The sequence below is a fragment of the Methylomonas sp. MgM2 genome (genome assembly GCF_054172045.1).
In genome coordinates this window covers 25,935-51,634 of record NZ_JBSYXO010000010.1, presented here as the reverse complement: position 1 = coordinate 51,634, position 25,700 = coordinate 25,935, and the positions used below count along the sequence as shown (strand labels likewise).

Sequence of the window (25,700 nt, the reverse complement as noted above, 5' to 3'; positions counted from 1 at the left end):
GAAAGCCGGTCCGCTTATCTAAGCGAATGTCGATTTATCGTGCGCGATCCAATTTGCGATAATTAATCGCTTCGCTCAGGTGTATTAACTCTATCGAATGAGAGTCCGCCAAATCCGCAATCGAACGGGCGACTTTAAGGATGCGGTGATAAGCGCGATGTGATAGGCCGAACTTTTCTAAGGCTTGTTCCAGTAATCGATGTCCGGCTTCGGACAATTGACAAAAAGCCTTGATTTCTTGCGATCTGAGTTCGGAATTGGGTTTACCCTGGCGTTGTATTGCGACAGTTCGAGCCGCGGATACGCGTTTTCGAATCGTCTCGCTGGTCTCGTCTCCTTTGGCCGCTCCGTTGCGTAATTCAGCCACTGAAACCCGTGGAACCTCGAGGTGCATGTCTATTCTGTCCAATAGGGGCCCGGAGACACGGGCACGATAACGGGCTATTTGCTCGCTTGTGCAATGGCAGCGCCCAGACGCGTCGCCTAAATAGCCGCACGGGCAAGGGTTCATTGCCGCGATCAGTTGAAAGCGGGCCGGAAAATTGGCCTGATGGCTTGCACGGGAGATAATGATATGGCCAGTTTCCAACGGTTCGCGGAGAACCTCCAGAACTTTTCGATCGAATTCCGGTAATTCGTCTAAAAATAATGCGCCGTTATGCGCTAGAGAGATTTCGCCGGGCTTTGGATTTCCGCCTCCACCCACCAGGGCAGCGGCCGAAGCGGTATGATGAGGTGCGCGAAACGGTGGTTTCCGCCATTTGTTAATGTCAAACGCTTGGCCGCTCACAGATACAATTGCCGCAGATTCTTGGGCTTGTTGTTCAGTTAATTCCGGTAATATGGTTGGCAAACGAGCAGCTATCATCGATTTACCGGTTCCGGGCGGGCCGATCATGAGTAAGTTATGAGTGCCAACTGCGGCGATCTCCATGGCCCGTTTGACGTGAAATTGGCCGTGCACATCGGCAAAATCCAGATCGAAATGGATGTTTTTCTCGGCTAGGGTGGTTTGATATGTCTTTATAAGGCTGCGGTCATTTAGATGTGCGCATACTTCCAGCAAGTTTTTCGCCGGTAAAAGTTCGGCGTCGCGAATTAAGGCCGCTTCGGAAATGGAGCTAACCGGTAGGATCAGTTGTCTACGGGCGTCACGGCTAGCGATTGCGACCGGTAGTAAGCCGGATATCCGGCGCAGCTCGCCGCCCAAGGACAATTCGCCTATGCACTCAAGCCGGTTGAGTCGGTCTTTAGGGATTTGTCCTGATGCGGCAAGTATGCCTAGCGCGATGGGAAGGTCGAAGCGTCCGCCTTCTTTGGGTAGATCGGCCGGCGCAAGATTTATTGTGATCCGCTGAAACGGGAATTCAAAATGTGAGTTGATGATGGCCCCGCGTACACGGTCTTTGCTTTCCTTGACGGCAGCTTCCGGCAAACCAACGATATTAAGCGCTGGCAAGCCGTTGCTAATATGCACTTCGACAGTCACCAGTGGAGCGTCGATTCCGGAACGCCCGCGACTATAGACGATAGCCAAAGACATAATACTTAATCTTGTAAAACTCTTTTTTCCAGCTCTTCGACACGTTTTTCCAGTTCTTCCAGGCGCAAACGGGTTTTGGTCAATACGGCTTTTTGTACTTCAAATTCTTCGCGACTTACGAGGTCCAATTTTGACAATGCGCTTTGTAAAAGCGCGTGGATATTTTTTTCCATATCGCCTTTGAAGTTATTCAAGCTGGGTGGAATGGCGCTCGCGATACGGTCGGCGATGTTATCGATGGATTTTGGGTCAAACATAAGGCTCACTCTCGGTCGATGAAGGTATTGGGATTAGAGGCGTGTTCGCGGCATATTTTATCAGTATCCTCGCGGTCAAGCGGATCGTCGGTCAACGTGCATATAAAGTGGTTGGCTTCCACGCTGAAATGACGGCAGGTTCGACATAAACCGAAACTTTTGCTCTGGTTGACCTGCTGCAAGATGCCTAAGGTGGCCTTGAGCGCATTGTCGACCGTATCGAAGACATGGCGGCTGATTTTGGCCTCGGCTTGCTTGAAAATGTCGAGCGGCTTCAGCTCGTCGATTAGAGCGCGACCGTTGTCGGTTAAGCTCAAGTGGACGACGCGGCCATCGATATTGTCGGTTTTTTTTTCCAAAAAGCGTTTGCGTTCCAGTACGTGTATGGATTGCGATACGGTGCCTTTGGTCAGTCCCAGGTATTCCGCCACCGAAGCGTGGGTGTTGCTGTATTTGTTACATTTGGCAAGGTATTCAAGTACTTGCCCGTGAACAGGTTGTAAGCCGATCGCGGCGTATTTTTTACGTTCTTCGGAGCGTAATACCGAACTGATGCGTTCGATCAGTTTAAATGTTTCCAGTTCATACATGGATTAAATTTTAACATATTCGTTTATTTCCATTGTGATTAGGTATTCGCGCGGGTAGGCGGAAATGATTTGGCTTTAATTCGATCTGACAAAAGTGTCAGTCAAAACGTTAGATCTTGTTAATTTTGTCAGTCTGAAAAAATCCATAAATTTAGATACTTATAGACGGATAGCGGATTCGCTCTATCCAATATTCCGAAGAAAATTACCGACGAGATATTACGAAAATAAATAAGGGAAATAACTTAAACTAAGTTATTTCCCTTATTTTTTACTCGGGAGTTTTCTTGAGCTCCTTTTTTTATGCCAGCGTCGCTAGGCGTTTCTTAGGTGTTGGCCTAACGCTTGCTATTGCAGTTGCTCAGAGCGGGATTGCTCTCATATTTATTGCGTTGTGTGCATACTCAGACGGTGCCTCCTGATTGAATAAGACATGCGATTCAACGTAATCGGCTATAGGCCGGGGTATGACCGAAGCAAATACGATTGGACGTTCCAACGTATTGCCGGCCTTTTTCTGCACAAGTAGTTGACCTAGGAGAACCTAATGCAACGGAAACATCGCCTCAATGGTAAGAGGAGAACAATTTTTAAATTTTCAGCGACAGTCGCTGCTATTTCGGCACTGGCGACCGGTATCTACCTTCAAAATCCGGAATCGATATCGACCGGAACGGAATTTGGCCAATCAGCTTACGGCGTAGGGCATGGCGATGTCGATACGCTGAAAACATCGCTCATGAACTGGAGCAGGGCTTATGAAGCCAAGGGCGGAAAGCCCGAAGTCCTACGGTTGGCTTTAGGGAGTTCCAGCGTTTTGACCGACTCCATTTCCAAAGCTCGCGGCCGCTTTCAATTTAACCTAAAAACCGGCGAACTATCCTTTACAGCCGATTCAATGAAGGCCGGTCAATATGATCTCTGGCTGGTGGATAGCAAGGATGGTTCCGTAAGGCCAAAAGCGGGGGACGATATGATTCAGTTGGGCAGCTTTGCTGTGAACGACGGTAAAGGCCATTTGGCAAGTCGCCTGGAACGCAGCAAATTATTGGGTTTCACCATGGACTCTATTGTGGTGACCGAAGCGGGTAAACCCCCGGTTGACCAATTAGTGTTGTCGGGCGCTCCCGGCTTGATGCATAAACTGTACTATGCCGATAAGCCTTGGCTGACGACGTCGGTCGGTGATATTGCCATGACTGCGTCGGAAAACAGCGTTCCTTTTGAGTTTTTATTACCTAAAGCCGCGCAGGCGGATGCCGGAGCGAATCTGACTCCGGAACAATTGGAGGCGTTAATAGCCGAAGGCCGGCAAATATTCCACAACGAAACCTTCGACGGGAACGGGCGCACCTGCGGCACTTGCCACCGCGAAGACAACAACTTCACGCTGGATCCGAATTACATCATGAAGTTACCGGCATCCGATCCGTTGTTTGTGGCGGAAACCAATCCGGAATTGGCGGACTTGGAGGATCCGGTGTTGATGCGTAAACACGCCCTGATCAAAACCAATGTAGACGGTTTCGCCGGGCCGGATATTTACCGTAGCGTACCGCATACCTTGGCGCTGTTTACCTCGATTGATCACGAGATCAACGATACCGCGCCGGATTATAATCCAGAGGACGACAATTTCGGTGAAACGGGTTTCGGTGGCGAATACAACGTAGGCAAAGGGGGCGAATTTACCCAAGATAATCTGTTTGCGCACTCTACCGGTTGGAGTGGTGACGGTGCGCCCGGTACCGGATCACTGAGGGAATTCACTCTGGGCGCGATTACTCAACATATGCCGCGAACGATGACGCGCATGGTTGGTAGCGATTTCCGCCTGGCTAACGAGCATGAGCTGGATGCGGTTGAAGCCTATATGTTGTCGTTGGGACGTAATAAGGATTATCCGTTGTATCAGATTACGTTCAAAGATCCGTTGGTACAGGCGGGCAAAGAACTGTTCGATACAAAAGTCAACCCGGTGAATGGTGGTCAGCCAGTCTTGGGCGAAACCGCCAACTGTAATGGTTGCCACCAAAATGCCGGTGCGCGTAGTTCGACCACCAAAGCCAATCCGACTCGCAATACCGGTATGGAAAACATGAAAATTCATCCGGCACGCCTGTTGAAGCCCGATATGGCTTATGACGGTGGCTTTGGTACCGATCCCGCCTTCTGCGGGCCAGATGCCGGTGATAATCCAAATTGCTTTGGGGACGGTCGTTTCGCTACGTCGCCGCTGATCGAGGCCGCGGATACACCGCCTTATTTTCACAATAATGCGGTCAGCACCCTCGAAGAAGCGATCGCCGCATATAATAGCGATGCTTTTAATACTTCGCCCGGCTCGTCTTCAAAAGGGACAGATCGCAGAATCAAGCTGGATTCAACTCAGATCGTGGCTATCGCGTCATTCCTGCGTTCGATCAATGCCTTGGAAAATATGCGCATGTCGGAGCGGCTGTCCGATCAGGCCGAGGGGATCAGCAACAATGCAGCTGCACGCGATTTGGTCCGTTTGGCAAAAGAAGAGAACCTGGATGCCGTTCAGGTGTTGAAGGAAGGCATATTAGGCAACAACTGGAAAGCGGTGCAATATCTGGAGAAGGCCGATTACTTCTTGAAACTGGCTCAATTGGCTCCGGTTAAGCCTTTGCGTAACAGCCTGCTGAGCCAGGCAATGGCGCAACAGGCTCAGGCTAGGGCGCATATCGTCGAAAGTTGCGATCCGAACGCGGTCGCCGATAGCAGTGTTCCGCTAGTCAGAAAAGTGCCGTCACCGGCCGATGCGTTCTTATACAGTTGCGATGAACTGGGTTTGGCTTCGCTAGCTGTCAATTGACGCAATCCGCACGGAGCGCGATTTCGCGCTCCGTGTTTCTTGTCTTAACCGCTCTTGTTTCGGATAAACGTAGCGGATCGAATGATCGTGGTGTGGTTTGGTAGGTTCTGCTTGGGTCCAGCTACCGCAAAAAAGCGATTTGTTGGCGCCATTTCCGGAGACAGAGGAAGGAGAGATGTCGTGGTATTTTTGATGCGTATTTTAGTGCTTGGATTAGTCACCGCATTTTCGTTGCCGGTGCAAGCCGTTTCGACTGCGACCAGCAGTTTTTATTTGGATTGGAATGGTGCGATTTTCGGCAATAACGCCGTCGCGCACGGCTGGATGACCGTCATTTCAAGTGACGGCGCCAAGTTTTCGGGTGCCTCCGACAACGCTTGGTTATTGCCGGGGGAAGACATAATCGATTTTACGGTAACGGTTTCGGGCGCTACCGGCGGTAATGGTACCTTTGGTTTGGCCGACTTCGATTTTTTCATGTGGACGGCAAAAGCCTCGACCGAGTGGCCTTTGGACTTAAATTCAGAAGTCGTCGGTCAAGCAACTCTGGGAGGCCCATGGGGAAGCGATCGAAGCAACGACGCGGAGACGGGCGACTTCAACTTGTTCGCAAATCTCATCGAAAACCCATTGGCCCCGACTGCGGCGGGCAGGGCATTCGTGATTGCCGCCGAGGGCGGATTAGGAGACGAGTTGGCCTTGACCTCTTTCAGGCCGGTACCGATTCCGCCCGCATTTTGGTTTTTTGGGGCGGCATTGTTAGGCTTGGGGCGTATCGGCCTGAAACGCTGTTCGTAATCAATGCATGAGAGGAACGATATGAAGTATTCGCTAAGAAAATTATGGATCAGCTGGACTGCAGTGCTGGTTTTTTCAGTCCCTGTTCAAGCTTATGCTGCGGCAGTTGAGTCGAACCGTTTCTACTTGGAATGGAATGGGGCGGACTTTGGTAATTCCGCTCAAGCGCATGGCTATTTAACCTTGGATTTCGCCTTGCTTCCCGCAGCGGGTAATTACGTTTTTCTAAGCCCGGGCAGCGAAATCCTGGATTTTTCAATGACAATTTCGGGTGCCGCTATCGGAAACGCCTCTTTTACCTTAGATGATTTTTCCTATTTTTCCTGGTATGAACCCGTCCCATTGGACTTTGCTCAAGACCTGGTGGGGCAGGAAACCGGTAACGGCGGATGGGGCAGTACCTTCGACGGCGCTACGGGCGATTTTAATCTGATCGCCATCGAAGGCTCTGGTGCGCCTTCGTTAGGGGGCGCTTTTCAGGTCGCAACCGCGGAAGGTCTAGGCGATTCCCTGCGATTGACCGCGTTTCGTCCAGCGCCCGTGCCTGTGCCGGCCGCAATTTGGATGTTCGCTGGCGGTTTAATAAGCCTGTTGACGATCAACAACAAGCGGCGGGTTTGACGCGCGTCGGCAAACGCCTTAGATGAGGCCGGCCTTACGGGCTTTCGATCGATGTCTCGATTTCGGTTTGGCTAGGGTTGTTTAATCGGCCGAATCGCTGTAGGCTGTCGGCAACTCGGTGAACCGGGCCCGGAGTTCGGCCTTCTATGATCGAAAATAGCTTGAATCAGCGCTCGCTGATTTTTTTATTGATTTCCATCGCCCTGATCGCCTTGCCCCATGCCTGGCACTTATCCTTGCCGATATTCGGCTTCTTCTGTTTGTTGTTGACTTGGCGATTCGCCGCCATCTGGCAAAGGCGTTGGCTGCCGAATCGATGGCTGTTGTCCGGTTTAACCTTGGCCGGTATCGCAATACTGGCGATCAGGCATAGCGGCTGGTTCGGCCGCGATGCCGGAGCCGCCCTGTTCGTCACGGCGCTGGGTTTGAAGTTGATGGAAATACGCGGCAAAAGGGATGTGGTGTTGGTGGCCTATTTGGTATTTATTGTCGCAGCCTCCCAGTTCTTATACGAACAAAGTATCTTGATGGCCTGCTATATCCTAGCCGTCTGCGTGGCCTTGTTGGCGGCTTTGGTCGTGCAGACCGCCGGCTGGGTGCCGACGTGGGCGGCGGTCAAAATCGCCGCAACCATTACCTTGCAGTCCTTGCCATTGGCGGTGGTGATTTTCGTGTTGTTCCCGAGGCTCGAAGCGCCGCGCTGGATGTGGTTTAAAGACGACAACAAGGCTCTTTCGGGTCTGAGCGACACGCTCGAACCCGGCGCTATCAGTCAATTAAGTTTGTCCGGCGAATTGGTATTCAGGGTGCGGTTCAAAGGTGAAATTCCGCCGCCGCGCTTGCGCTATTGGCGAGGACCCGTGTATTCGAACACCGACGGCGTACGCTGGTCGATGGGTAATCGGAACAAGTCGCAGACCGAGTCGCCCGCATTCTCGGGCAAAGCCTATGATTACACCCTGTTGATGGAGCCGCAAAAAGAGGATTGGGTGTACGCATTGGACATGCCGGAAAGCTTTGACCATAGTTTGCACCGCGACGGCTACTATCAATTGAAAACTCGCAAAAGGCCCAGCGAACGGGCGGAATACACGATTACATCCCGGCCTATTTATAACTCGGGCAGTCTGGATAAGGCCGAAATTTTAGAGAACCTGCAATTGCCTGGTTCCGCCACCGAAAAACAATTGGCCTTGGTCGAGGCGTTAGGCGGGCTGAGCCAAGCGCCTGAGCGATTCATCGACAATCTGTTGCATCATTTTCGCCGGGAAGAATTTTTTTACTCGCTGACGCCCCCTCTAATGCCGGTTAATCCGATCGATACCTTTTTGTTCGAAACGCGCAGCGGGTTTTGCAGCCACTATGCTGCAGCCTTTGTTTACCTGTTACGGGTAGCTAAGATTCCGGCGCGAGTCGTTGGAGGCTATCAAGGAGGTCAAATAAACAGCGTCGGTGGATTTATGGAAATCCGGCAGGCCGACGCGCATGCGTGGGCGGAAGCTTGGCTGGACGGGAGAGGGTGGGTCAGATTCGACCCAACGGCCATGATTGCGCCGGAAAGAATAGAACGCGGTGTGAACATCGATCTGCAAATCGCCAGCGGCAAGGCCAATTTCAGCTTACCGGTGGAAGAATCGGCAGCATGGCGCTGGCTAAAGTACAGCCGGCACTTTTGGCAAAGCATTGATTATAACTGGCAACGCTGGGTCATTAATTACCGAAGCGTCAATCAACGCCAATTACTTGAATCGCTCGGAATCAAGAGTGTTGTCGATTGGGCAAAATGGTTGGTAGGCGGTGTCGTCCTAGCCACATTACCTTTAACATGGTACTTGCTCAGGCGAAAAAACTTGTCGACGGATAAAGCTGTAGGTTACTACCGGCGATTTTGCGACAAATTGGCCCGAGCCGGAATTCAAATTCAAGTGGGTGAAGGGGCGCAAAGTTTTGCCGAACGCGTAAAAAAACGACGACCAACATTGTCCCGACAGGTTGAGCAGATCACTGCCGCCTTTATTCGGCTCCGTTACCAGCCGGATGCCGGGCCAGGAGATTTGCAAACGTTAAAAATCTTGGTTAGTAAACTGCGTGTTTAGACCGCGATTCGTCGCTTAATGCAAATCGGGAACTTCGGTATCGAATGGACGGCTTGTTTGCTGTTTGGCTTGCTGCGCTTTTTCCTCGGCTAACTGTTTGTTGCCTTCACCGAACATGACCGCCGCGATCATGAATAAAATGGCTGCAATAAACACAATGGGCATGCGGCTTGGTTTGTCCATCCAAAACAAAATCCATTTCGGTTTATACATGCCGATGCCAAACACCACCAACATAAGGATAAAGATATTGAAGGAATAATAAATCAGGGTATTCATGAATCGTGTCCTGTTCTGTTGCCTGCAAGTTTAAAAGGGATGCATTATTATTAGTTGGTCGGCAGTTTGCAATAAACAATCATTTCATATCATTAATTGAGGAGGGGCTATGGGCGGCTTCGGCTTGTTTGTAACAGTATTGTTCGTATTTGCGATACTGATGGTGTTTTTGAGCGTTAAGTCGGTTCCGCAAGGCATGGAGTACACCGTCGAACGTTTTGGAAAATACACCAATACGCTGACCCCGGGCTTGAACATCATCGTGCCGATTATCGACCGCATCGGCCGTAAACTGAACATGATGGAGCAGGTGTTGGACGTGCCTTCACAAGAAGTGATCACCAAGGATAATGCGATGGTGCGGGTCGACGGGGTGGTGTTTTACCAGATCATGGATGCGGCTAAAGCGGCTTATGAAGTCAATTATTTGGATGTCGCCATTATCAATCTGGTGATGACCAATATTAGGACCGTGATGGGTTCGATGGACTTGGACGAATTGTTGTCCCGCCGCGACGAAATCAATGCGCGTTTGTTATCGGTGGTCGACGATGCCACCACGCCGTGGGGAGTCAAAGTAACCCGCATCGAAATCAAAGATATTGCGCCGCCGAAAGACTTGGTCGATTCGATGGCTAGGCAAATGAAGGCGGAAAGGGAAAAACGCGCGCAGATTTTGGAAGCGGAAGGTTTGCGCCAAGCCGAAATTCTGAAAGCCGAAGGCTTGAAACGGAGCGCGATTTTGGAAGCGGAAGGCCAAAAAGAGGCCGCGTTTCTCGAGGCTGAAGCACGCGAGCGGATGGCGGAAGCCGAAGCTAAAGCGACTATGATGGTCTCCGACGCCATCGCTAAAGGCGACGTGAAAGCTATCAATTACTTTGTCGCGCAAAAATACGTGGAAGCGCTGAAAGAAGTTGCAGCGGCGGACAATAGCAAATTGATTATGATGCCGTTGGAAGCTTCCAGTGTCATAGGCGCATTGGGCGGTATCGGCGAACTGGCCAAAGAAGCGCTGAGTAAAAAGGCGTAAACCATGGGTGATTTTGAAATTATATTTTGGTATTGGTGGGTGTTGGCGGTCGGCTTTTTAGCGATAGAATTGCTGGCGCCCGGCTTTTTCTTTTTGTGGCTGGCGGTGTCCGCATTCGTGGCCGGCTCGGTATTGCTGGTCATTCCGGTAACGCCGTTCGAAGTGCAGTTGTTTTTGTTTTCGGTGCTGGCGGTCGCCTCGATATTGGTTTGGCGCCGTTTCGTCAGCGCCAAAGCGCAGCAGAGCGATCATCCGTTGTTAAATCAAAGAGGTGCCCAGTACATTGGACGTACCTTTAACCTGATTGCGGCAATCGAAAATGGCCAAGGTAAAATCAACGTCGATGGTACTTTGTGGAAAGTGCGCGGTGCAGATTGTCCTTTAGGCAGTAAAGTCAAAGTTGTCGCGGTCAAAGGTACTGTTTTCGACGTGGAGAAATGTGAGTAAAGCATGCGATTGTTATTGGTAGAAGACGATGCCATTCTAGGTGATGGCTTAAAGGCCGGGTTGTCGTTGGAAGGCTATGCGGTAGATTGGTTGACCGATGGCGCGCAGGCCGATGAGGCCTTGAAGCTGAATAACTATGACTTGATCGTATTGGATTTAAATTTGCCTCGCATGGACGGCATGACGGTGTTGAAGAATTTGCGTAAACGTAAAGATGCTACCCCGGTATTGGTGCTGACGGCGCGCGATGGCGTACCCGAGCGGGTGGCGGGACTGGATAATGGCGCCGACGATTTTGTCTGTAAGCCTTTCGATTTGACGGAAATTTGCGCCCGCCTCAGAGCCTTGTCTCGCCGTAAAGAAGGGCATGGCTTGCCGTTGTTGGAACACAAAGGCGTCACCATCGATCCGGCGGCGCATCAAGTGTATTACAACGGGGTCGTGGCCGACTTGTCGCAAAAGGAATATGAAATTTTGAACTATCTGATGAATCACATCGGCCATGTCACGTCGCGCGCGCGACTGGAAGAAGCATTGTATGCCTGGGGGTCGGAGGTCGAAAGCAATGCGGTCGAGGTCCATATACATCATTTGCGCAAGAAATTGGATGCCAACCTGATCCGGACCATTCGAGGTGTCGGTTATATCATCGACGAAAACTGAAGGCATGAAGCTCAGATTTCGGCCGCGCTCGCTCAGAAAGCAGCTGTTAATTTACTTGTTGTCATCGCTGTTGCTGGTGTGGGGGGCGACGGTCTATATCAGCTATCAGCAAACCCGGGACGAAATCACCAAATTATTCAATGCCGACCTCGCCCAATCGGCCAGGGTGGTGCACGCCTTCGTCGAAAATCTGCTGCAACAGCGCCGCTTAAATAAGTTGTGGGACCAAGATAAGTCGCCCGACCTGTTTTATATGCCGATTTTGGGACATAAATACGAACGGAAAATAGCGTTTCAGTTACGTTCGGTCAAAGAGGGCGTGGTACTGCGTTCCGAAAGTGCGCCGGAATTCGCCTTGTCGTTGACGCGAAACGGTTATAGCGAAACCATGATAGACGGCCACTTATGGCATGTATTCAGTATCGGCACCGAAAACGGCGATTATGTGATTCATACCGGGCAGCGCGACGATATCAGGCGTTCGCTGGTGGAGTCGTTGGCGAGCCAGCAATTGATTGCGATGTTGCTGGCTTTGCCGGTGTTGACCCTGGTCATACTGTTTATCGTCAACCGTACGTTAAAGCCGGTCAATCAGCTAAAGGAAGAATTGGCATCAAGGGAGGTTGGGTATTTACAGCCCTTATCGCTTGAAAATTTGCCCGAGGAAGCGATACCCATCGTGAAGCAGATCAATGCCTTGTTCGAATTGTTGGAACAGGCCTTCGCCAATGAACGTAACTTCACATCGGATGCTTCGCATGAGTTAAAAACTCCGTTAGCGGGGCTGATGACCCAATTGCAAGTTGCGCAAAAAACCAAAGACGAGACCATGCGCAAGCAGGCTTTGCAAAAGTGCCAGCAAGCCGTGATGCGCATGACGCATATGGTACAGCAACTTTTGACCTTGTCCCGCGTGCAGCATCACAACGCGCAACTGGTTAAACAGAACGTTAATTTATATCAGGCCATGGTGGCAGCGATTAGCGATCTTGAATTCTCCGCTCATGAGAAGCAAATCGAGGTTGAATTGAATGGCGATGAAAGTATAGCTATCGCGGCAAATCCGCAATTGCTCGGGATATTGTTTCGAAATCTGCTCGACAATGCCATCAAGTACACGCCCATGGGGGGGCGAGTCTTTGTAGCCCTTGGACAAGAAAAACAGCAGGTTTGGGTCAGTGTCGAAGATAGTGGCCCGGGCGTGATTGATGACGATCATGAGCGCATCACCCAACGCTTTTATCGCTGTATAGATACCGCTCAATCAGTTGAAGGCAGCGGTTTGGGATTATCCATCGTGCAGCGCATCGTGCGTTTGCACGATGCCGATATTGCCTTTTCAAAATCAGGCCTGGGCGGATTGAAGGTAGAATTACGTTTTAATCCGCCGGCAAAGGCCCGCAAAAAATTAAAGTAGTTTCGGCTTTTGCGATCACTATGATGTAATCAAGGGCCGTTTATGAGTGTTTTAAACCATGTTTGATTTTAACTTGAGGAATATTCGCAAAGGATTGTGCCTGCTGATCACGGTGAATTTGCTTGCTTGCTCCGAATCATCGGTTAAAGATCACGTTTTACGTCCGGCCGAGCTTGTGCGGCTTAAATCCATCGATGTTCCGGCCTTGGCCGGGAACGACCTGATTAGCTTCGATATCTACCCCGAACAGGGGATACTGCATGCTGTTTTTGCGGCGGCAACTGCGACGCCTAAACAACCTTACGTTGCTTATATCAAGTCTGAGGACGGCGGCCGACATTGGTCTAAGCCCGTATCTTTAGGACAATACGCATCAAACACTTTGGAGTCCGGCACCGGCAACGACATTCAGATTGCTGCGCATGAAAATAATCTGCTGGTCATTTGGCAGGCAACGGGAGAAATTCCGGGCATGGGGCCGTTGCAGCTTATTTATTCAAAGGATGGTGGCGCGCATTGGCAATCGGGCGCAAATCCGACCGGGCCCGAAACGGATCAATCGCATCCGGACTTGGCAGGAGACGCGCAAGGCCGTTTTCATTTGGTTTGGTTGGACGATAGAGATGAAAACGGTTATCAGGGCGTTCGCTATGCCAGAACAAGCAATGCGGGTCTATCGTGGGAATTGGCGCAAACTATCGATGATTCGAGTTGCTCTTGCTGTTGGAACCGTTTGTTGATCGGCCCGGATCAACAAGTCGATGTGCTTTATCGGGATATGGAACCGCGCGATATGGCGCTAGCTCAAACCGAAGATGCCGGCCAAAACTGGCAACGCATCAGCACCGTCGGCGAATTTAACTGGGTGTTCGACGGTTGCCCGCACAATGGCGGAGCGATCGCCTGGGCCGGCGATACCTTGCAAACCTTGGTTTGGACCGGAGAGGAAAGCAAAGCAGGCTTGTATCATCTATCTTCAAGCGATAACGGCAAAAGCTGGTCGCCACCGCAATCGATGGGAGGCGGGTCGCTGGCGTTCCATAGCGATATCGCGGCTTCGGGCAATGAACGCCTTCTGGCGATATGGGATGCCAGAGGGGCGGCCGGTTCAACGGTGATGATTAGCGAGTCTTTTGATAAAGGTCTGCATTGGTCTCCGGCCAGACAAATTTCAACTCCGGGCGGTTCGGCGCAGTTTCCTCGCTTGGTATCCACGCCTAGCGGTTTTTTAGCCATGTGGCTCGAACAAAAAACAGGCGCAGCCAAGCAATGGATGTCTGCGATAATTCAATAACAATAATGAGTCTATGAGATCGTCTTATGCGTAAATTAAACCGTTTATCTATTACTCTGATGCTGCTAGCGGGTTTGTCGACGCCAATTACCGCGTTTGCTCACGCGATTTTGGTTAAGTCGCAGCCCGAAAAAGATACTGAAGTCAGTGTGGCGCCCAAACAAATCGACCTTTGGTTTAACGATCCGGTCAGAAGTCAATATAAGGCATTGGCTGTCGTCGATAGCGACGGCAAGCGTGTCGATAACCGGGATGTCGCGCAAGAAATGCTCGACGGCTCCCACATCTACGCGACGGTACAAGATTTGACTCCGGGTACCTATACCGTGCGCTACCGTGTAGTTTCCCAGGATACTCACATCGTTACCGGAAAATTTCAGTTTACCGTTAAGCCGGAATAATCCGGTGTTTTCCCTCTTTAAATATTTCCATGAACATACAACGAATTTCTTTCTTTTTCGTATCCAGTTTACTGGTTTGTTTTTTTCTTAGCGGCTGCGAACAATTCGGCTGGGGCGAGAAACAGTCCAATGCGCTGGGCAATCGGCCGGAATTGGATTGCATTATCGCCAACGACTTTTACGCGGTGCATTTCAGCGCGTATATACAGCCGGAGAAAGGCGAGTCTGCTAAAGACAAAGCGGCTTTTGTACCGTTCTGTCAGCAAATACCTCGTGCCGGTAAAATGTTTTTTACCGCAGACTTGATCGATCGCGACATCCGTACCATACCCATCGGCATCCGCCTGGTGGAAGTGGAAAAAACCGGGCAGCCCTTTCCGGATGATATACGCGAGATCCGTACGATTACCGAAATTCCAAGCAAGTTTTATCCGCGCGGCGCGGTCGAGGCTCAGGCCGAGATCGATAAAAAAGGCGACTATGTGCTTTATTTGCTGATTGGCGACGCCGTCGAAGAAGACGATCGTTTCCGTGTACCGCTGGACGTGGGCGTAGAACCGGACGGTTCCATGTTGCCGATGTTTGCCGTCATTGGGTTGGCTGTGTTGTTGATCGCTGTGTTGGGCTTTTTGATTTATAGATTCAAACGAAAATCAAATTCCGGCCGGGACTGATCAAGCATGAATATATCTAAGGGAATGAAGTTTTTATCTATTTTCGCAAAATATTTTTTAATTTGTGGACTATTGCTGCAGTCGCATTGGGTCGCAGCACATCCTCCGGGCTTGAGCTCAATCGATATGTTGATTGGCGATGAGCTGATCGCCGCGAAAATCACCTTCGCCCTGCAGGACATCGAAGCCTTCGCCCCTATGGATAGCGATCTTGACGCCGAAGTTAGCGACGCGGAACGCGAGGCGGCAAAACCGGCTATTGCGAAGCTGTTGGCCGAGCAGTTGCGTGTTAATGTCGACGGTGTTGACGCGGCGCCTTTGGAACCGGGCAAAGTCGATTATGACGATCAAAACAATGCCCATGTGAAGTTTCTGTTTCAGCCAGTGCCGCACCAGCATATGCTAGTACAGTCCAAGTTTCTGGCATTGCTGCCGGATGGTCATCAGCAATTCTTGAAGATTAGAAACGCCGACGGCAAAACCCTGTTGGAAAAAATGCTGAATAAGGCCAACGATCAGGTGGAACTTGATTTTACCATGGTCGAAGGAGAACAACAGGTCAGCGGCAGTTCTTGGTTTTCGGCCTTTGTCGACTTTTTTAAACTAGGCGTCGAACACATCGTCACCGGTTACGATCATTTGCTGTTCTTGTTTGCCTTGTTGGCGGTGACCCATAGTTTTTGGCCGGCGATTAAGATCATCACTTTTTTTACGATAGCCCATTCGATCACCTTGGCGTTGGCCGGATTGAATGTCGTGGAGTTGCCCGGCAGTTTTGTCGAACCGTTCATCGCCGCGACCATCGTCTATGTCGCGGTGGAAAACTTGATCCGTGGAGATCATCCGAAAGGCAGGCACTGGCTGACTTTCGGCTTTGGTTTGGTGCACGGCTTCGGTTTCGCCAGCGTGTTACAGGAGATGGATATTTCAAGTGGCGGAACCGGTATCTTATTGCCTTTGTTGTCCTTCAATCTCGGTATCGAAACCGGTCAAATCGCGGTGGCGGCTATCGTCCTGCCCATGATTTGGCGGTTAAACAATAAACCGGCGTTTTCCGATAAATTCCTGAAAGCCTGTTCGGCGATGATTTGTCTGATGGGCGCTTATTGGTTCCTACAGCGCACTGTATTGTAGAAAAACTTCTTGACCGGCTGTTGAACTGCTCGCAGCCGGTTTTCTGATCTGTCCTACGCTTTTTAATCTCGCTTCGTTTGCGAAATACAAAAAATCACTAACAAATTCAACTTGTTAGGATTCTGTAAATCGGCCGCCGGCAACTCCCCCCCACGACTTTTGCTGAAGATAGGTCAGCGAATGCTTGTATGAATAAAAAAAATAAAATAATATTTTTTAAGATTAATTAATTAATATTCATACAAAGTTGGCGCAGCTTCGTTAATCGAAGCGAATTCGATCGTCATGCCGAATATGCGGTATCAATTTTTAATGTTTATACAAGAAGGGTGGAAATATGAAGAGCAGGGTGAATAGTTTCGGTTTGGTTTGTCTGGTGTTGACCGCTGCCTGTGGCAGTGCTGGCGAAATCAACGGTCACAGTCTAAAAACGGCAAATAAATCAGTCAATTTTATCAAAGAGCATTTATCTGACGACTTGCGCGTCGAGTTCGAAGTGGCCTATTGGGCATTACGCAAGCAATTCAAAAACGACGAGGAATTTTTGCAAGCCATAGATCGTAAGTCGGCCCAAGATTTGATTGCATTGGCAAAAGCGGATTTCGCCAAGCAGAAAGCCGCAGGTATCAAGGAATATGCCGCTTATGATAATTGGGAAGAAATGCTGAGCCAGCAAATCGAGCGCCGCAAATTGCAAGACCTCACGGCAATCGATACTCGCGACAAAAAAGGCTATCCGCGGGTCGACTATAAATTGCACTCCATGTAATAGTCAGAACAAGTGCATGAAAATATTATTGATTGAAGACGACCCGGCTTTGTCGCGAGTTTTGAAAATAGGGTTGGAAGCGGCAGGGTATGCGGTTGAGAAAGCAATGGACGGCGAACGCGGCGAATTTTTGGGGGCGACCGAAAATTATGACGCTGCAATTTTGGATTTGGGCTTACCCAAAATGCCCGGGCTCGAAGTGCTGAAAAGTTGGCGGGATGCCAATAATAGTGTTCCGGTGATCGTATTGACGGCGCGCGACGCCTGGCACGAAAAGGTCGATGGTTTTAAAGCGGGTGCCGATGATTATTTGAGTAAGCCGTTTCATTTGCCGGAACTTGTGGCACGTTTGCAGGCCGTGTTGAAACGCACCAATCAACGCAATCAGGCGGCGCTTAGCATTGAGGGTGTGACACTTGATGAAGAGCGACAAAGCGTGACGGTTGCCGGTAAACAGCCGGTGGCGCTGACGGCCGTTGAATTCAGATTGCTACGTTATTTTATGCTGTATTCCGGCAGGCTTCTAAGTAAATCGCATTTGCTTGAGCGGGTTTATGACGACCCGCGCGATACCGACAGCAATGTCATCGAAGTCTATGTTAACCGGTTGCGCCGTATCGTCGGTACGGACATGATTCAAACGCGTCGTGGTCAAGGGTATGTTTTCGGACCGAAACCATGATGTCGTTACGCAAACGCTTGGAACGCGGTTTGATTACGGTATTGAGCGCTATCTTTGTCATGCATTGGTTGGCGGCCGATTGGGTGATACGCTCTGTTGCCGAAAAGCAAATGGCGACCCGCCTGGTCGACGACGCTTATTCATTGACGGAAACTTTGGCCGGTAATGACGATGACAGCGTTCGATTCAACAGCTTCCACATCAGTTCAGTCTATAACAAGCCTATGTCCGGGCATTTCTATCTGGTGAAGGTGGATGCCCGAATCTATCCTTCCCCATCTCTACGCGGTAACTCTTTGAATGTAGCGCCTTTGGGTCCGAATCAATCCAAGCTTTATCATCTCGATGGCCCTGAAAATCGTCCGTTGTTAGTATTCGGCATGGGGACGGTGAAATTTGGGCATAGGATCAACATTAGTGTGGCCGAAGATTTGTCGGCGGTCGATCACGACATCACTACCATACGTTTGGCGTATTTGAGTGTGACGCTGTTGATATTAGCGAGCGCCATCGCATTGCAGCGTTGGGATGTGAAGCGCGCTTTGAAACCCGTATTGGCGGTCGGTCGAGAACTCGAGCTCGTTGCTTCAGGGAATCAACGGCAAATCGTTGGGGACGTGCCGGTCGAAATCAGGCCTTTGGTTAAGGAAATCAACCGCTTGTTGGCATTGGTCGAACGGCGTTTGCAGCAATCCCGTACCGCTATGGGCAACTTGGCGCATGCCCTGAAAACGCCGATCGCGATGTTATTCAAGGTAGCCGAACATTCAGCATTCGATCAATGTCCCGAATTACGACAGCAACTACACGCGCAGAGCGACGCTCTTTATTGCTGCATCGACAGGGAGTTGAAACGAGCCCGCATCTGCGGCAACCAGCAAGCGATCATGAGTTTTAATCCTTATAGGGAAATGACCGATCTAACGCTGTTGATGAACAATCTGCATGCCGAAAAACATTTGAGTATCAAATTCGTTGCGCCCGACTCAACGGTACATCTCGACCGGGAAGACATGTTAGAGATGATTGGAAATTTGCTGGATAACGCTTGCAAATGGGCCAAGCATCGAATCCGCATTGATATAGGTTTGTCCGATACCTTGACTATCGAAGTCGCGGATGACGGGCCCGGCTGCAGCAAACTTGACGCTCAAACATTGACGCAACGGGGCTTGCGGCTGGATGAATCCGTGCAAGGCCACGGTTTGGGTTTGGCCATCGTATCCGACATCGTCAACTTTTATAAGGGCGATTTGCGGGTGTGTCGCAGCACAGAACTGGGCGGTTTTATGGTCAAAGTGCGTTTGCCTTTATATTCATAAGCTTCGGAAAGCATGTTGTCGCCGAGCATGCGGTTAATTTATTTTGTGCCTGATTCATACAGGGTGACAACAAACTTTAAATCGGCCTTAGCATCGGTCCAAAGATAATTTACTTGTTTTTCAGCTTAAATTTAACTTGCTTCATTAATCTGCCATAACCACCCGCTTCAGCCGAGACTTTCGATATTTGCCGATGAAGGGGGGCGTGAGCGGTATATTTTCTACATGGCCTATATGGATATCCGACCGGGCATATGATGCGGAGAGGAGGCTAGCCCAACATCAATCGTCTCTTACGTCGTCCTCTAGGTGTGGTTAAACACTTTGTGTTCAGCGGCCGCACGGCCGAATGTTAAGAGGGATAAATATGATAAAACCAAACGGCTTATTTCCCGTGTTGTATCTGATGGCTTATGCTGCCGTAGCCGGCGAACAAACCGAAGCAAGCGATAAAACGGATACAGAGTTAACTAATGTCAATCAACTGTCGGCGGTACAGGTCGATGAAAGCGTGGAGAAGGCCGAAATCTTTTCCGGTTCGACCTCCGTGATTGATAAAGAAACGCTTGAACGTGACCGTGTCTTTACCGTTAATGAAGCTTTGCGTAAAGCGCCGGGCATATATGTTAGAGATGAAGAGGGTTTGGGCTTAAGGCCTAACATCGGAATACGAGGGCAAAATCCGTTTCGCTCTACCAAAGTCTTATTTTTAGAAGACGGCTTGCCATTCAATTTTGCGCCCTACGGCGACAACGATATTTACTATCATCCGCCAATCGATCGCTATGATAGCGTCGAAATCTATAAAGGCGCGGATTTGACCCAATTCGGTCCGCAAACCATTAGTGGGGCGATCAACTATTTGACGCCAAAAGTACCGAGAGAGCCCGGCGGTTTTATGAGTTTTACCGGGGGTAACCGCGATTATCTGAACGGACATGTGCGCTACGGCGGCATGTTGGATGAGGTGAAGGGTATTGATGCTGTCGGCGGTGTGATCGATTATTTACACAAGGAAGGCATGGAAAATCGCGACAATACCTTTGCCGTGATCGACGATGCAAACCTGAAAAGCATCATCGAATTCGATGCGCTTAACCGTTTGATCTTGCGAGGAGACTATTATCATCAGGATGAACAGGGGGCGACCTTCGGCATGACCGATGCGGAATACCGTAATTTAGGACCGCAGTACAACCCGGATAAGAATGCCAGCTTTATAACCAGCCACTGGTCCGCCTCGGCGACCTACGAGCATAGTTTCAATAATGACGTGACTTTGGAAACCAGTTTTTATTGGTCAACGTTTAACCGCGATTGGTGGCGGCAGCAGAATCAGTTTCCGACCGAGAGTCAATGCGGCGAGGCTTATGTGCAAAACCGGCTGAACGGCATTCCGGTCGATATGGATACCTGCAATTACGATGTCGGCCGTTTGCGCCAGTATGAAACCTGGGGCATTACACCGGTATTGCATGCCAAGCATGATTTATTCGGCATTGAGAGTCAGTTGGATGCAGGCTTTCGAGCGCATTTCGAGAGTCAGTACCGGCGCACGGTAAACGGTGATTCGCCGACCGCCCGCGACGGCACATTGATCGAATATAACGAGCGGTTTGCCGATGCCTATTCGGGTTTCTTGCAAAACAAATTCATATGGGACGATTGGACCTTTACTCCCGGAGTAAGAGTCGAATCGATTAGTTACCAGCGCAAAAATTTACTGAACGGTGCTGATGGTCAAAATGACATGACGGAAATCTTGCCGTCTTTTGCGATGACCTATACGCCGATTAATGAAGCGACTTTGTTTTTCGGTATTCACCGCGGTTTCGCTCCGCCGCGGGTCGAAGACAGTGTTTATAACGTCAGTGGAGGACCGGTCGAAATTGGTCCGGAACTTAGCTGGAATGTCGAATTCGGCGTCAAGGCGAGGCCTATGTCCGGCATTACGACCGAGTTGACGTATTTTCATAACGACTTTGACGCTCTGACGGTACTGGGTACGGTGGGTGGTAACGATACGCCCGTTGCGCAGGGGCAGGCGCTGTATGAAGGCATCGAGCTGATGACTCGAGTTGATGGCGCGGATGTGTTTAATTGGATACACAATCCTTATGTTCAAATCGCTTATACCTGGTTGCCGACGGCGGAGACCCTTTCTGCGTTCCACTGTTTGCCGCAAGCCGATGGAACCATGTCGGCTATGTGTCCCGGCGGTAATGTGTACGGCTCATCTCCGGGTAAGCGTGCGCCGTACGCACCGGAGAATTTGCTGACGGCTAAATTAGGCTATTCACATCCTAGCGGTTTTGATGCTCATCTAGAGGCGGTATTCACCGACGAACAATTTGCCGATTTCATGAATCTTGAAACCGGTGCCGACCACCCTAACGGTGCGGGTAGTGCCGAGGCTCGTTCCGGTCAATACGGTAAAATCAACGACTATGTAGTGCTTAACTTTGCGACATCTTATAACGTGACTCGTGACTTGAACGTGTATTTTGCGATGAAAAACATGTTGGATAACACCTATATTGTCGATCGGGTGCGAGGCATTCAGCCGGGCATGCCGCGTTTGGTGCAGGCCGGTTTCAAGTATGCGTTTTAGCATTGGCGAAATTTTTTTGCCTGAATAGTATGAAAAATGAAAAAAGGTTCATATTTCTGCTAGAATGGAAATGCATTATTGGCCGGCGCTAAGCCTAATTACGCTAACTCTCAGTTTGGCGACGGCAGTGAAATAATGCACGCCGGTGGCCTGAAAGGGGGATGGTTTATCAAACTACGCCTCTTTCAGCGCTATCAATTACGGTGTATTGGCTTCAAGGAATGATTTGCCGGTCGCACTTGGGGCATATTCTTGAATATGGTGGCCACAAAGCCGAGTTTCCAATCAACTTGATAATACTTTAAGGAGATAGTGATGAAAGGCAAGGCAAGATATTTTCAAGCGTTCGCATTAGCTGCACTTTTGCAGCCTTTAGCCGTAACAGCACACCCGTTTCACTGGGCGAGCGAATCGATTGGTTTTATTGGCGGCTTGATTCATCCGCTTACAGGCGTGGACCATCTCATAATCATGCTGGCGACTGGTTTATGGGTTTCTCGAATCGGTAGACCGTGGCATATTTTCATGCCTTTGGCATTTGCGGTTTTGATGCTCTTCGGTTGCGGAATGACCTTGGTACTCATCGAAATAGTGTATGCCGAGCCTCTTATGCATCTTGCAGTATTGACATTAGTTATGACCTTAATTCGTGTGCGTAAGATTCCCGGGTATTTTGCTATTCCGCTTTTCACTAGTGTTGCAGTGCTCCATGGTTATGTACACGCCTACGATATGTGGCTTGATTTCGATACGGTTACATATACTTTAGGTTTTTCGTTGACGACTATGGTATTGATTCTGGTTGGAATCGCAGTAGGGGTAGCGTTAAATCGCCTGGCGGTAAAATCTTTTTTCGGCAAGTTGATAGAGCGTTGACTTGGCATGGCCTTAATATGTCCGACTCACGTGCAAGAGCAAAGGATCGGCTCACGTCGTAAGTCATACATTTCATTCTAAAACTATTTTTTCAATTCAATTACTTAATAACTTTAGGGATTCAAAGATATGTCACTAAGAAAACTTTTTGTAGCTTTCACTCTATTTTTTGCATTGCTCGGTCTTTCCGGGGCAACCTTTGCAAAAGAAGTAAAAAAATCTGTGCCGGAAGTTCTGAAAGAAGTCGATGCCAAAATTCAGGCAGCTTTGGATGCGATTCCAAATGGCAATGCTGACGAAGTCGCCGGATTGATCAAGGAAGCTAACGAAAATGCCAGCGAACTTAGCGCGAACTACAAATTTGAGTTCGAACGCGACAAAGTCATGGGAAGATTGAAAAATGCCAGAAATGCGGCCAAAAAATCGGATTTTTCAAAGGCTGAGGAAGAGCTGAAAGCCGCTAAAGAGGGTTTTGCCGGATTGATGAAGTTTATTTAACGAATAACGAAGCCTAGACAATTCTGGAGTACGTGCCCGGGATTGATCGGGCCAATTCTAGATAATCAGATTCGGGCTTGTATGCAATAGGAAAGGGCGGTTATTACCGCCCTTTTTTATGTCATCCAGAATTCGGCTTTAAACAGCCGTATTATTTAGGTGCATGCATAAAGTTAATAAGCTGTTGATTGCGGCAAGACTTTCAGTTGCTGGTTCAGAATGCTTGATTCGCAAAGGGGTTGAAAGCAGGACGGGTGACCACGTTAAAGCCGAAATCCGTACCTTGGTGGCATACGTTACAGGCTGCGGTCAGCTTGTCGTAATTTTCGATGAACGCTTGCCTATCTTTGTTTTTGACGGCTAGTTCGACGTCTGCCAGCGGTTGATCCATGGTATTGGCAATCAAATCGGGAATAGGTTGAACGATGTGCTTGTGCGTCGGGTGGTATTTGCCCGCATCTTCGAAACCTTCTTTCAGTTCGTCCACTTCGTATGCAGCCAAATCCCAGTTTTGCGCCTGGCCTGCAAACCATAGTTTGGCATGGCGTGTTGCGGTTTGCGCCATGATCTCACCGAGTCCGGGCGTAAAATGGCTGTGCTCATGCTCATGCTCATGATGGCGATTGGCGCAAGCGGGCAGCCCGATGATGGCCGCTACGCTCAGGATCAATAAAGATGATTTCATGGTCGATTCTCTTGGTTTGGCTGGAAAAGCAGTGACTATGTGTGCCGATAGACGGTTGCCTTCATGTTCCCGAATGACGCCGGCAGCTTCATGATCGTTAAGCTGTTTCTACCCGGTTAGGCTTCAGCAGGCGCGGCACATAGTAGGCCGAAATGGCAATAACGGCGCCGGTAAGGGCAAACAGGATCAATAAACCTCCGCTGCCGCCTTCAGACTGTTCTGACGCTATACCTACCGTCAACGGAATATGCAGAGCGCTGATCTCCAAAGGCATATGCAAGTCGGTATCGTCGACATACAAAACGGCTTTGTATTTTCCCGGCGTTTTAAAATCTACCGAGGTTGACAGCACGCCCTGTTTGGCAACCGCCATCGGCAGTTCGGCGACGGTTTGCCCGTCTTCGCGCAGAATTTTCAATGCTACCGGTTTCTTGCGCACGTCCAAGTCCAACAAATCAATGCTGATTTGGGTTTTTCCGGCAATAGGCATGTCTACGCACTCCGCCTCAGGTAACGGCTGTTTTCCGTCTTGAGCTTGGTTGGGATCGATTTGGTAGGCGGCAAAATTGACCGCGTAATAATCGTTAGTCAGCATGCAGCCGTACATATCGTAACTGCCGCCCGCGCCCTTCCTATTGCCGCCTAAGGGTACGGATGCTTCGGCTTGACCGAAGGTGCAAAGCATAAGGATGAAAATCAACTGGGAGCAAAATGTTCTCATGGCGCCTCCTTCTTGATGGTTGCAGGCGAATCGGTGATGGAAAATTTCAGTACGCCGCTGACGATCAGGCCGTCTTCGGTGATGACGCGGTAGCGGGCCGCATAGGGGCCGGGCTTCAATGGTTGCGTCGTGGCGGTCAGACGATGCCGCTCGCCAAGTACCAGGCGGGCGTCGCTATTGTCGACTCTTTTGCCGGTATTGTTCACGACCACTACCGCCGGTGAACGTTCGCCGACATTGCCGCTGAACCAGAATTTGATGGTGCCGTCGAAATCGGCGATTTCGGTGTTGTTTTTAGGGTAGGACTTGATCAGTATGCCTTCGGCATGCGCAGTACCGATAGATAAAAGTACGCATATCAGCGGAAAATATTTCAATATTATCTTCTTCATTGAAAGTCTTTAAGGTAAGCCAAAAAATTCGGCGATGAACAATACGATGGGATCGGCCAAAGGGTGAAAGAAACCCACCGTAATTAGAATTAGACCGATCACGAATATGCGAGCCCACGCATTTAGCGGAAAATCCTGGCGTCGCCAAAGCATGTGAAAAACCAGCCAACTACTCAACCAAACCATGATCGCTAGGGTTTCTTTGCCGGAATAGGAGCCGATGCTACCGTCCGGGCCTTTGCCGGTCGAGCCCGGTATCCAATAACCGTATGAATGTACTAGTTTGTCTAGGCTTGGCGTCAATCGTGAAATGTGGTGGCTGATCATCAGCGCCGCAAAGGCTAGCAGGATCGACAGGCTGGCGGCGACTACCGGGCCGGAATAAACGGTTTGTTTGTCTAAATCTTCTTGCATGGCAAATTTCCTGTTAAACGAAACGTAATTTGGCCAAGACCAAACCGGCAACGAAACCCAGCATCAAAAAACTCCAGGAAATTAATATCGTGATGCCGACAAAGCGCGCGATGTCACGACGCAGCTGCTGCTGCAGCCCGTAGTAATACAATACGAATGTGGCCGCCAACATTAACGGGAACGGGAATAAGGACACAAATTCCTTGAATTCCATCAATACGTTATGAAAGTTCGGGACGTTTTTGAGTATCCAATCCCGCGGGCCATCTTGGCCTCGGTAGCGCATATAAATCCAGTTTCCGCTGATTGCGCCCGCTAAATTCAACAGCATGGCGGCCAGCAGCCAGCGGCGCAAGGACGCCAAATGTACCTGCATACCCTTGATCAATGGAATGGCGCGATGCGTCAAATAAGTGCCCGCGACGATGGCCAAAATCGCACTGACGCCATGTACGCCGGCTTTTAGGCTGTAATCGGTCGGATAGAAAAAATTAGCGGCGGGGAGCAGCAGTAACAAGGCCGCCGCAATACCCACTTGGCTACGGATTGTGATCTTACTGAAATGATCGTGTAGGTAATCTCCAGCAGACATCGATTTTCCTCATGTGATAAACGAACTTTAACTTAACGGGGGCTCTCGGGTGACG

Annotated in this window: 27 protein-coding genes; 18 read left to right on the top strand and 9 right to left on the bottom strand. The window is 49.9% G+C overall.

The features are described 5' to 3' along the window. Positions 1 to 34 precede the first annotated feature (34 nt). Genes ACW73I_RS09765 through ACW73I_RS09755 form a run of 3 tightly spaced genes read right to left on the bottom strand, consistent with a single transcriptional unit; the run spans position 35 to position 2,390 of the window. Positions 35 to 1,543, bottom strand: a complete 1,509-nt coding sequence (locus ACW73I_RS09765) for a YifB family Mg chelatase-like AAA ATPase (RefSeq protein WP_458029097.1) — start codon at positions 1,541 to 1,543, stop codon at positions 35 to 37. Positions 1,544 to 1,548: 5 nt separating this feature from the next. After that, positions 1,549 to 1,800, bottom strand: coding sequence for an accessory factor UbiK family protein (locus tag ACW73I_RS09760; RefSeq protein ID WP_458029096.1), 252 nt, complete (start codon positions 1,798 to 1,800; stop codon positions 1,549 to 1,551). 5 nt (positions 1,801 to 1,805) lie between these two features. After that, positions 1,806 to 2,390: a MarR family winged helix-turn-helix transcriptional regulator gene (locus ACW73I_RS09755; RefSeq protein WP_458029095.1), complete on the bottom strand. Its 585-nt coding sequence runs from the start codon at positions 2,388 to 2,390 to the stop codon at positions 1,806 to 1,808. Positions 2,391 to 2,937: 547 nt separating this feature from the next. Between ACW73I_RS09755 and ACW73I_RS09750 the strand changes: the two genes are divergently transcribed. From ACW73I_RS09750 to ACW73I_RS09735, 4 genes are all read left to right on the top strand, one after another. Further along, positions 2,938 to 5,229, top strand: a complete 2,292-nt coding sequence (locus ACW73I_RS09750; protein WP_458029094.1) for a hypothetical protein — start codon at positions 2,938 to 2,940, stop codon at positions 5,227 to 5,229. Positions 5,230 to 5,409: 180 nt separating this feature from the next. Beyond that, the gene (locus tag ACW73I_RS09745) at positions 5,410 to 6,027 is read left to right on the top strand and encodes a hypothetical protein (RefSeq protein ID WP_458029093.1); all 618 of its coding nucleotides are present in this window, start codon (positions 5,410 to 5,412) and stop codon (positions 6,025 to 6,027) included. A 21-nt stretch (positions 6,028 to 6,048) separates the two neighbouring features. Further along, complete coding sequence (locus ACW73I_RS09740) at positions 6,049 to 6,648, top strand: hypothetical protein (RefSeq protein WP_458029092.1); 600 nt, start codon at positions 6,049 to 6,051, stop codon at positions 6,646 to 6,648. A gap of 146 nt (positions 6,649 to 6,794) precedes the next feature. Further along, the gene (locus ACW73I_RS09735; protein ID WP_458029091.1) at positions 6,795 to 8,744 is read left to right on the top strand and encodes a transglutaminase TgpA family protein; all 1,950 of its coding nucleotides are present in this window, start codon (positions 6,795 to 6,797) and stop codon (positions 8,742 to 8,744) included. A gap of 15 nt (positions 8,745 to 8,759) precedes the next feature. On the opposite strand, the gene ACW73I_RS09730 is transcribed toward ACW73I_RS09735, so the two are convergent. Then, a complete protein-coding gene (locus ACW73I_RS09730) occupies positions 8,760 to 9,023 on the bottom strand; it encodes a hypothetical protein (RefSeq protein WP_458029090.1) in 264 nt (87 codons plus the stop codon). A gap of 109 nt (positions 9,024 to 9,132) precedes the next feature. Between ACW73I_RS09730 and ACW73I_RS09725 the strand changes: the two genes are divergently transcribed. The 14 genes from ACW73I_RS09725 to ACW73I_RS09660 all read left to right on the top strand — a co-directional run bounded on the left by ACW73I_RS09725 (position 9,133) and on the right by ACW73I_RS09660 (position 22,841). After that, positions 9,133 to 10,053: an SPFH domain-containing protein gene (locus tag ACW73I_RS09725; RefSeq protein WP_458029089.1), complete on the top strand. Its 921-nt coding sequence runs from the start codon at positions 9,133 to 9,135 to the stop codon at positions 10,051 to 10,053. Positions 10,054 to 10,056: 3 nt separating this feature from the next. Continuing rightward, complete coding sequence (locus ACW73I_RS09720) at positions 10,057 to 10,500, top strand: NfeD family protein (protein ID WP_458029088.1); 444 nt, start codon at positions 10,057 to 10,059, stop codon at positions 10,498 to 10,500. A gap of 3 nt (positions 10,501 to 10,503) precedes the next feature. Further along, entirely contained in the window at positions 10,504 to 11,163 is a 660-nt protein-coding gene (locus ACW73I_RS09715; RefSeq protein WP_458029087.1) for a response regulator, read from the top strand. A 4-nt stretch (positions 11,164 to 11,167) separates the two neighbouring features. After that, positions 11,168 to 12,580 (top strand): ATP-binding protein, encoded by a 1,413-nt coding sequence (locus ACW73I_RS09710; RefSeq protein WP_458029086.1) that lies wholly within the window; start codon positions 11,168 to 11,170, stop codon positions 12,578 to 12,580. A 58-nt stretch (positions 12,581 to 12,638) separates the two neighbouring features. Continuing rightward, a complete protein-coding gene (locus ACW73I_RS09705; protein ID WP_458029085.1) occupies positions 12,639 to 13,874 on the top strand; it encodes an exo-alpha-sialidase in 1,236 nt (411 codons plus the stop codon). A gap of 26 nt (positions 13,875 to 13,900) precedes the next feature. Further along, on the top strand, positions 13,901 to 14,275 hold the full coding sequence (locus ACW73I_RS09700) for a copper resistance CopC family protein (protein ID WP_458029084.1): 375 nt from the start codon (positions 13,901 to 13,903) through the stop codon (positions 14,273 to 14,275). A gap of 29 nt (positions 14,276 to 14,304) precedes the next feature. Continuing rightward, positions 14,305 to 14,949: a hypothetical protein gene (locus ACW73I_RS09695; protein ID WP_458029083.1), complete on the top strand. Its 645-nt coding sequence runs from the start codon at positions 14,305 to 14,307 to the stop codon at positions 14,947 to 14,949. A gap of 111 nt (positions 14,950 to 15,060) precedes the next feature. After that, complete coding sequence (locus ACW73I_RS09690) at positions 15,061 to 16,083, top strand: HupE/UreJ family protein (protein ID WP_458029082.1); 1,023 nt, start codon at positions 15,061 to 15,063, stop codon at positions 16,081 to 16,083. A 337-nt stretch (positions 16,084 to 16,420) separates the two neighbouring features. Continuing rightward, on the top strand, positions 16,421 to 16,852 hold the full coding sequence (locus ACW73I_RS09685) for a hypothetical protein (protein ID WP_458029081.1): 432 nt from the start codon (positions 16,421 to 16,423) through the stop codon (positions 16,850 to 16,852). A gap of 16 nt (positions 16,853 to 16,868) precedes the next feature. Next, complete coding sequence (locus tag ACW73I_RS09680) at positions 16,869 to 17,534, top strand: response regulator transcription factor (protein ID WP_458029080.1); 666 nt, start codon at positions 16,869 to 16,871, stop codon at positions 17,532 to 17,534. Then, positions 17,531 to 18,856 (top strand): sensor histidine kinase, encoded by a 1,326-nt coding sequence (locus ACW73I_RS09675; protein WP_458029079.1) that lies wholly within the window; start codon positions 17,531 to 17,533, stop codon positions 18,854 to 18,856. The genes ACW73I_RS09680 and ACW73I_RS09675 overlap by 4 nt, the downstream gene beginning before the upstream one ends. A gap of 367 nt (positions 18,857 to 19,223) precedes the next feature. Then, complete coding sequence (locus tag ACW73I_RS09670; protein ID WP_458029078.1) at positions 19,224 to 21,467, top strand: TonB-dependent receptor family protein; 2,244 nt, start codon at positions 19,224 to 19,226, stop codon at positions 21,465 to 21,467. A gap of 315 nt (positions 21,468 to 21,782) precedes the next feature. Beyond that, complete coding sequence (locus ACW73I_RS09665; RefSeq protein ID WP_458029077.1) at positions 21,783 to 22,343, top strand: HupE/UreJ family protein; 561 nt, start codon at positions 21,783 to 21,785, stop codon at positions 22,341 to 22,343. A 129-nt stretch (positions 22,344 to 22,472) separates the two neighbouring features. After that, a complete protein-coding gene (locus ACW73I_RS09660; RefSeq protein WP_458029076.1) occupies positions 22,473 to 22,841 on the top strand; it encodes a hypothetical protein in 369 nt (122 codons plus the stop codon). 214 nt (positions 22,842 to 23,055) lie between these two features. On the opposite strand, the gene ACW73I_RS09655 is transcribed toward ACW73I_RS09660, so the two are convergent. The 5 genes from ACW73I_RS09655 to ACW73I_RS09635 all read right to left on the bottom strand — a co-directional run bounded on the left by ACW73I_RS09655 (position 23,056) and on the right by ACW73I_RS09635 (position 25,645). Beyond that, positions 23,056 to 23,526 carry a hypothetical protein gene (locus tag ACW73I_RS09655; protein WP_458029075.1) on the bottom strand — a complete coding sequence of 157 codons (471 nt, stop codon included), beginning with the start codon at positions 23,524 to 23,526 and terminating at the stop codon, positions 23,056 to 23,058. Between the two features lie 97 nt (positions 23,527 to 23,623). Next, positions 23,624 to 24,247, bottom strand: a complete 624-nt coding sequence (locus tag ACW73I_RS09650) for a hypothetical protein (protein WP_458029073.1) — start codon at positions 24,245 to 24,247, stop codon at positions 23,624 to 23,626. Then, entirely contained in the window at positions 24,244 to 24,639 is a 396-nt protein-coding gene (locus ACW73I_RS09645) for a copper resistance CopC family protein (RefSeq protein ID WP_458029072.1), read from the bottom strand. The genes ACW73I_RS09650 and ACW73I_RS09645 overlap by 4 nt, the downstream gene beginning before the upstream one ends. Before the next feature lie 9 nt (positions 24,640 to 24,648). Continuing rightward, a complete protein-coding gene (locus ACW73I_RS09640) occupies positions 24,649 to 25,053 on the bottom strand; it encodes a hypothetical protein (protein ID WP_458029071.1) in 405 nt (134 codons plus the stop codon). A 13-nt stretch (positions 25,054 to 25,066) separates the two neighbouring features. Then, positions 25,067 to 25,645, bottom strand: a complete 579-nt coding sequence (locus tag ACW73I_RS09635) for a hypothetical protein (RefSeq protein WP_458029070.1) — start codon at positions 25,643 to 25,645, stop codon at positions 25,067 to 25,069. Positions 25,646 to 25,700 lie beyond the last annotated feature (55 nt).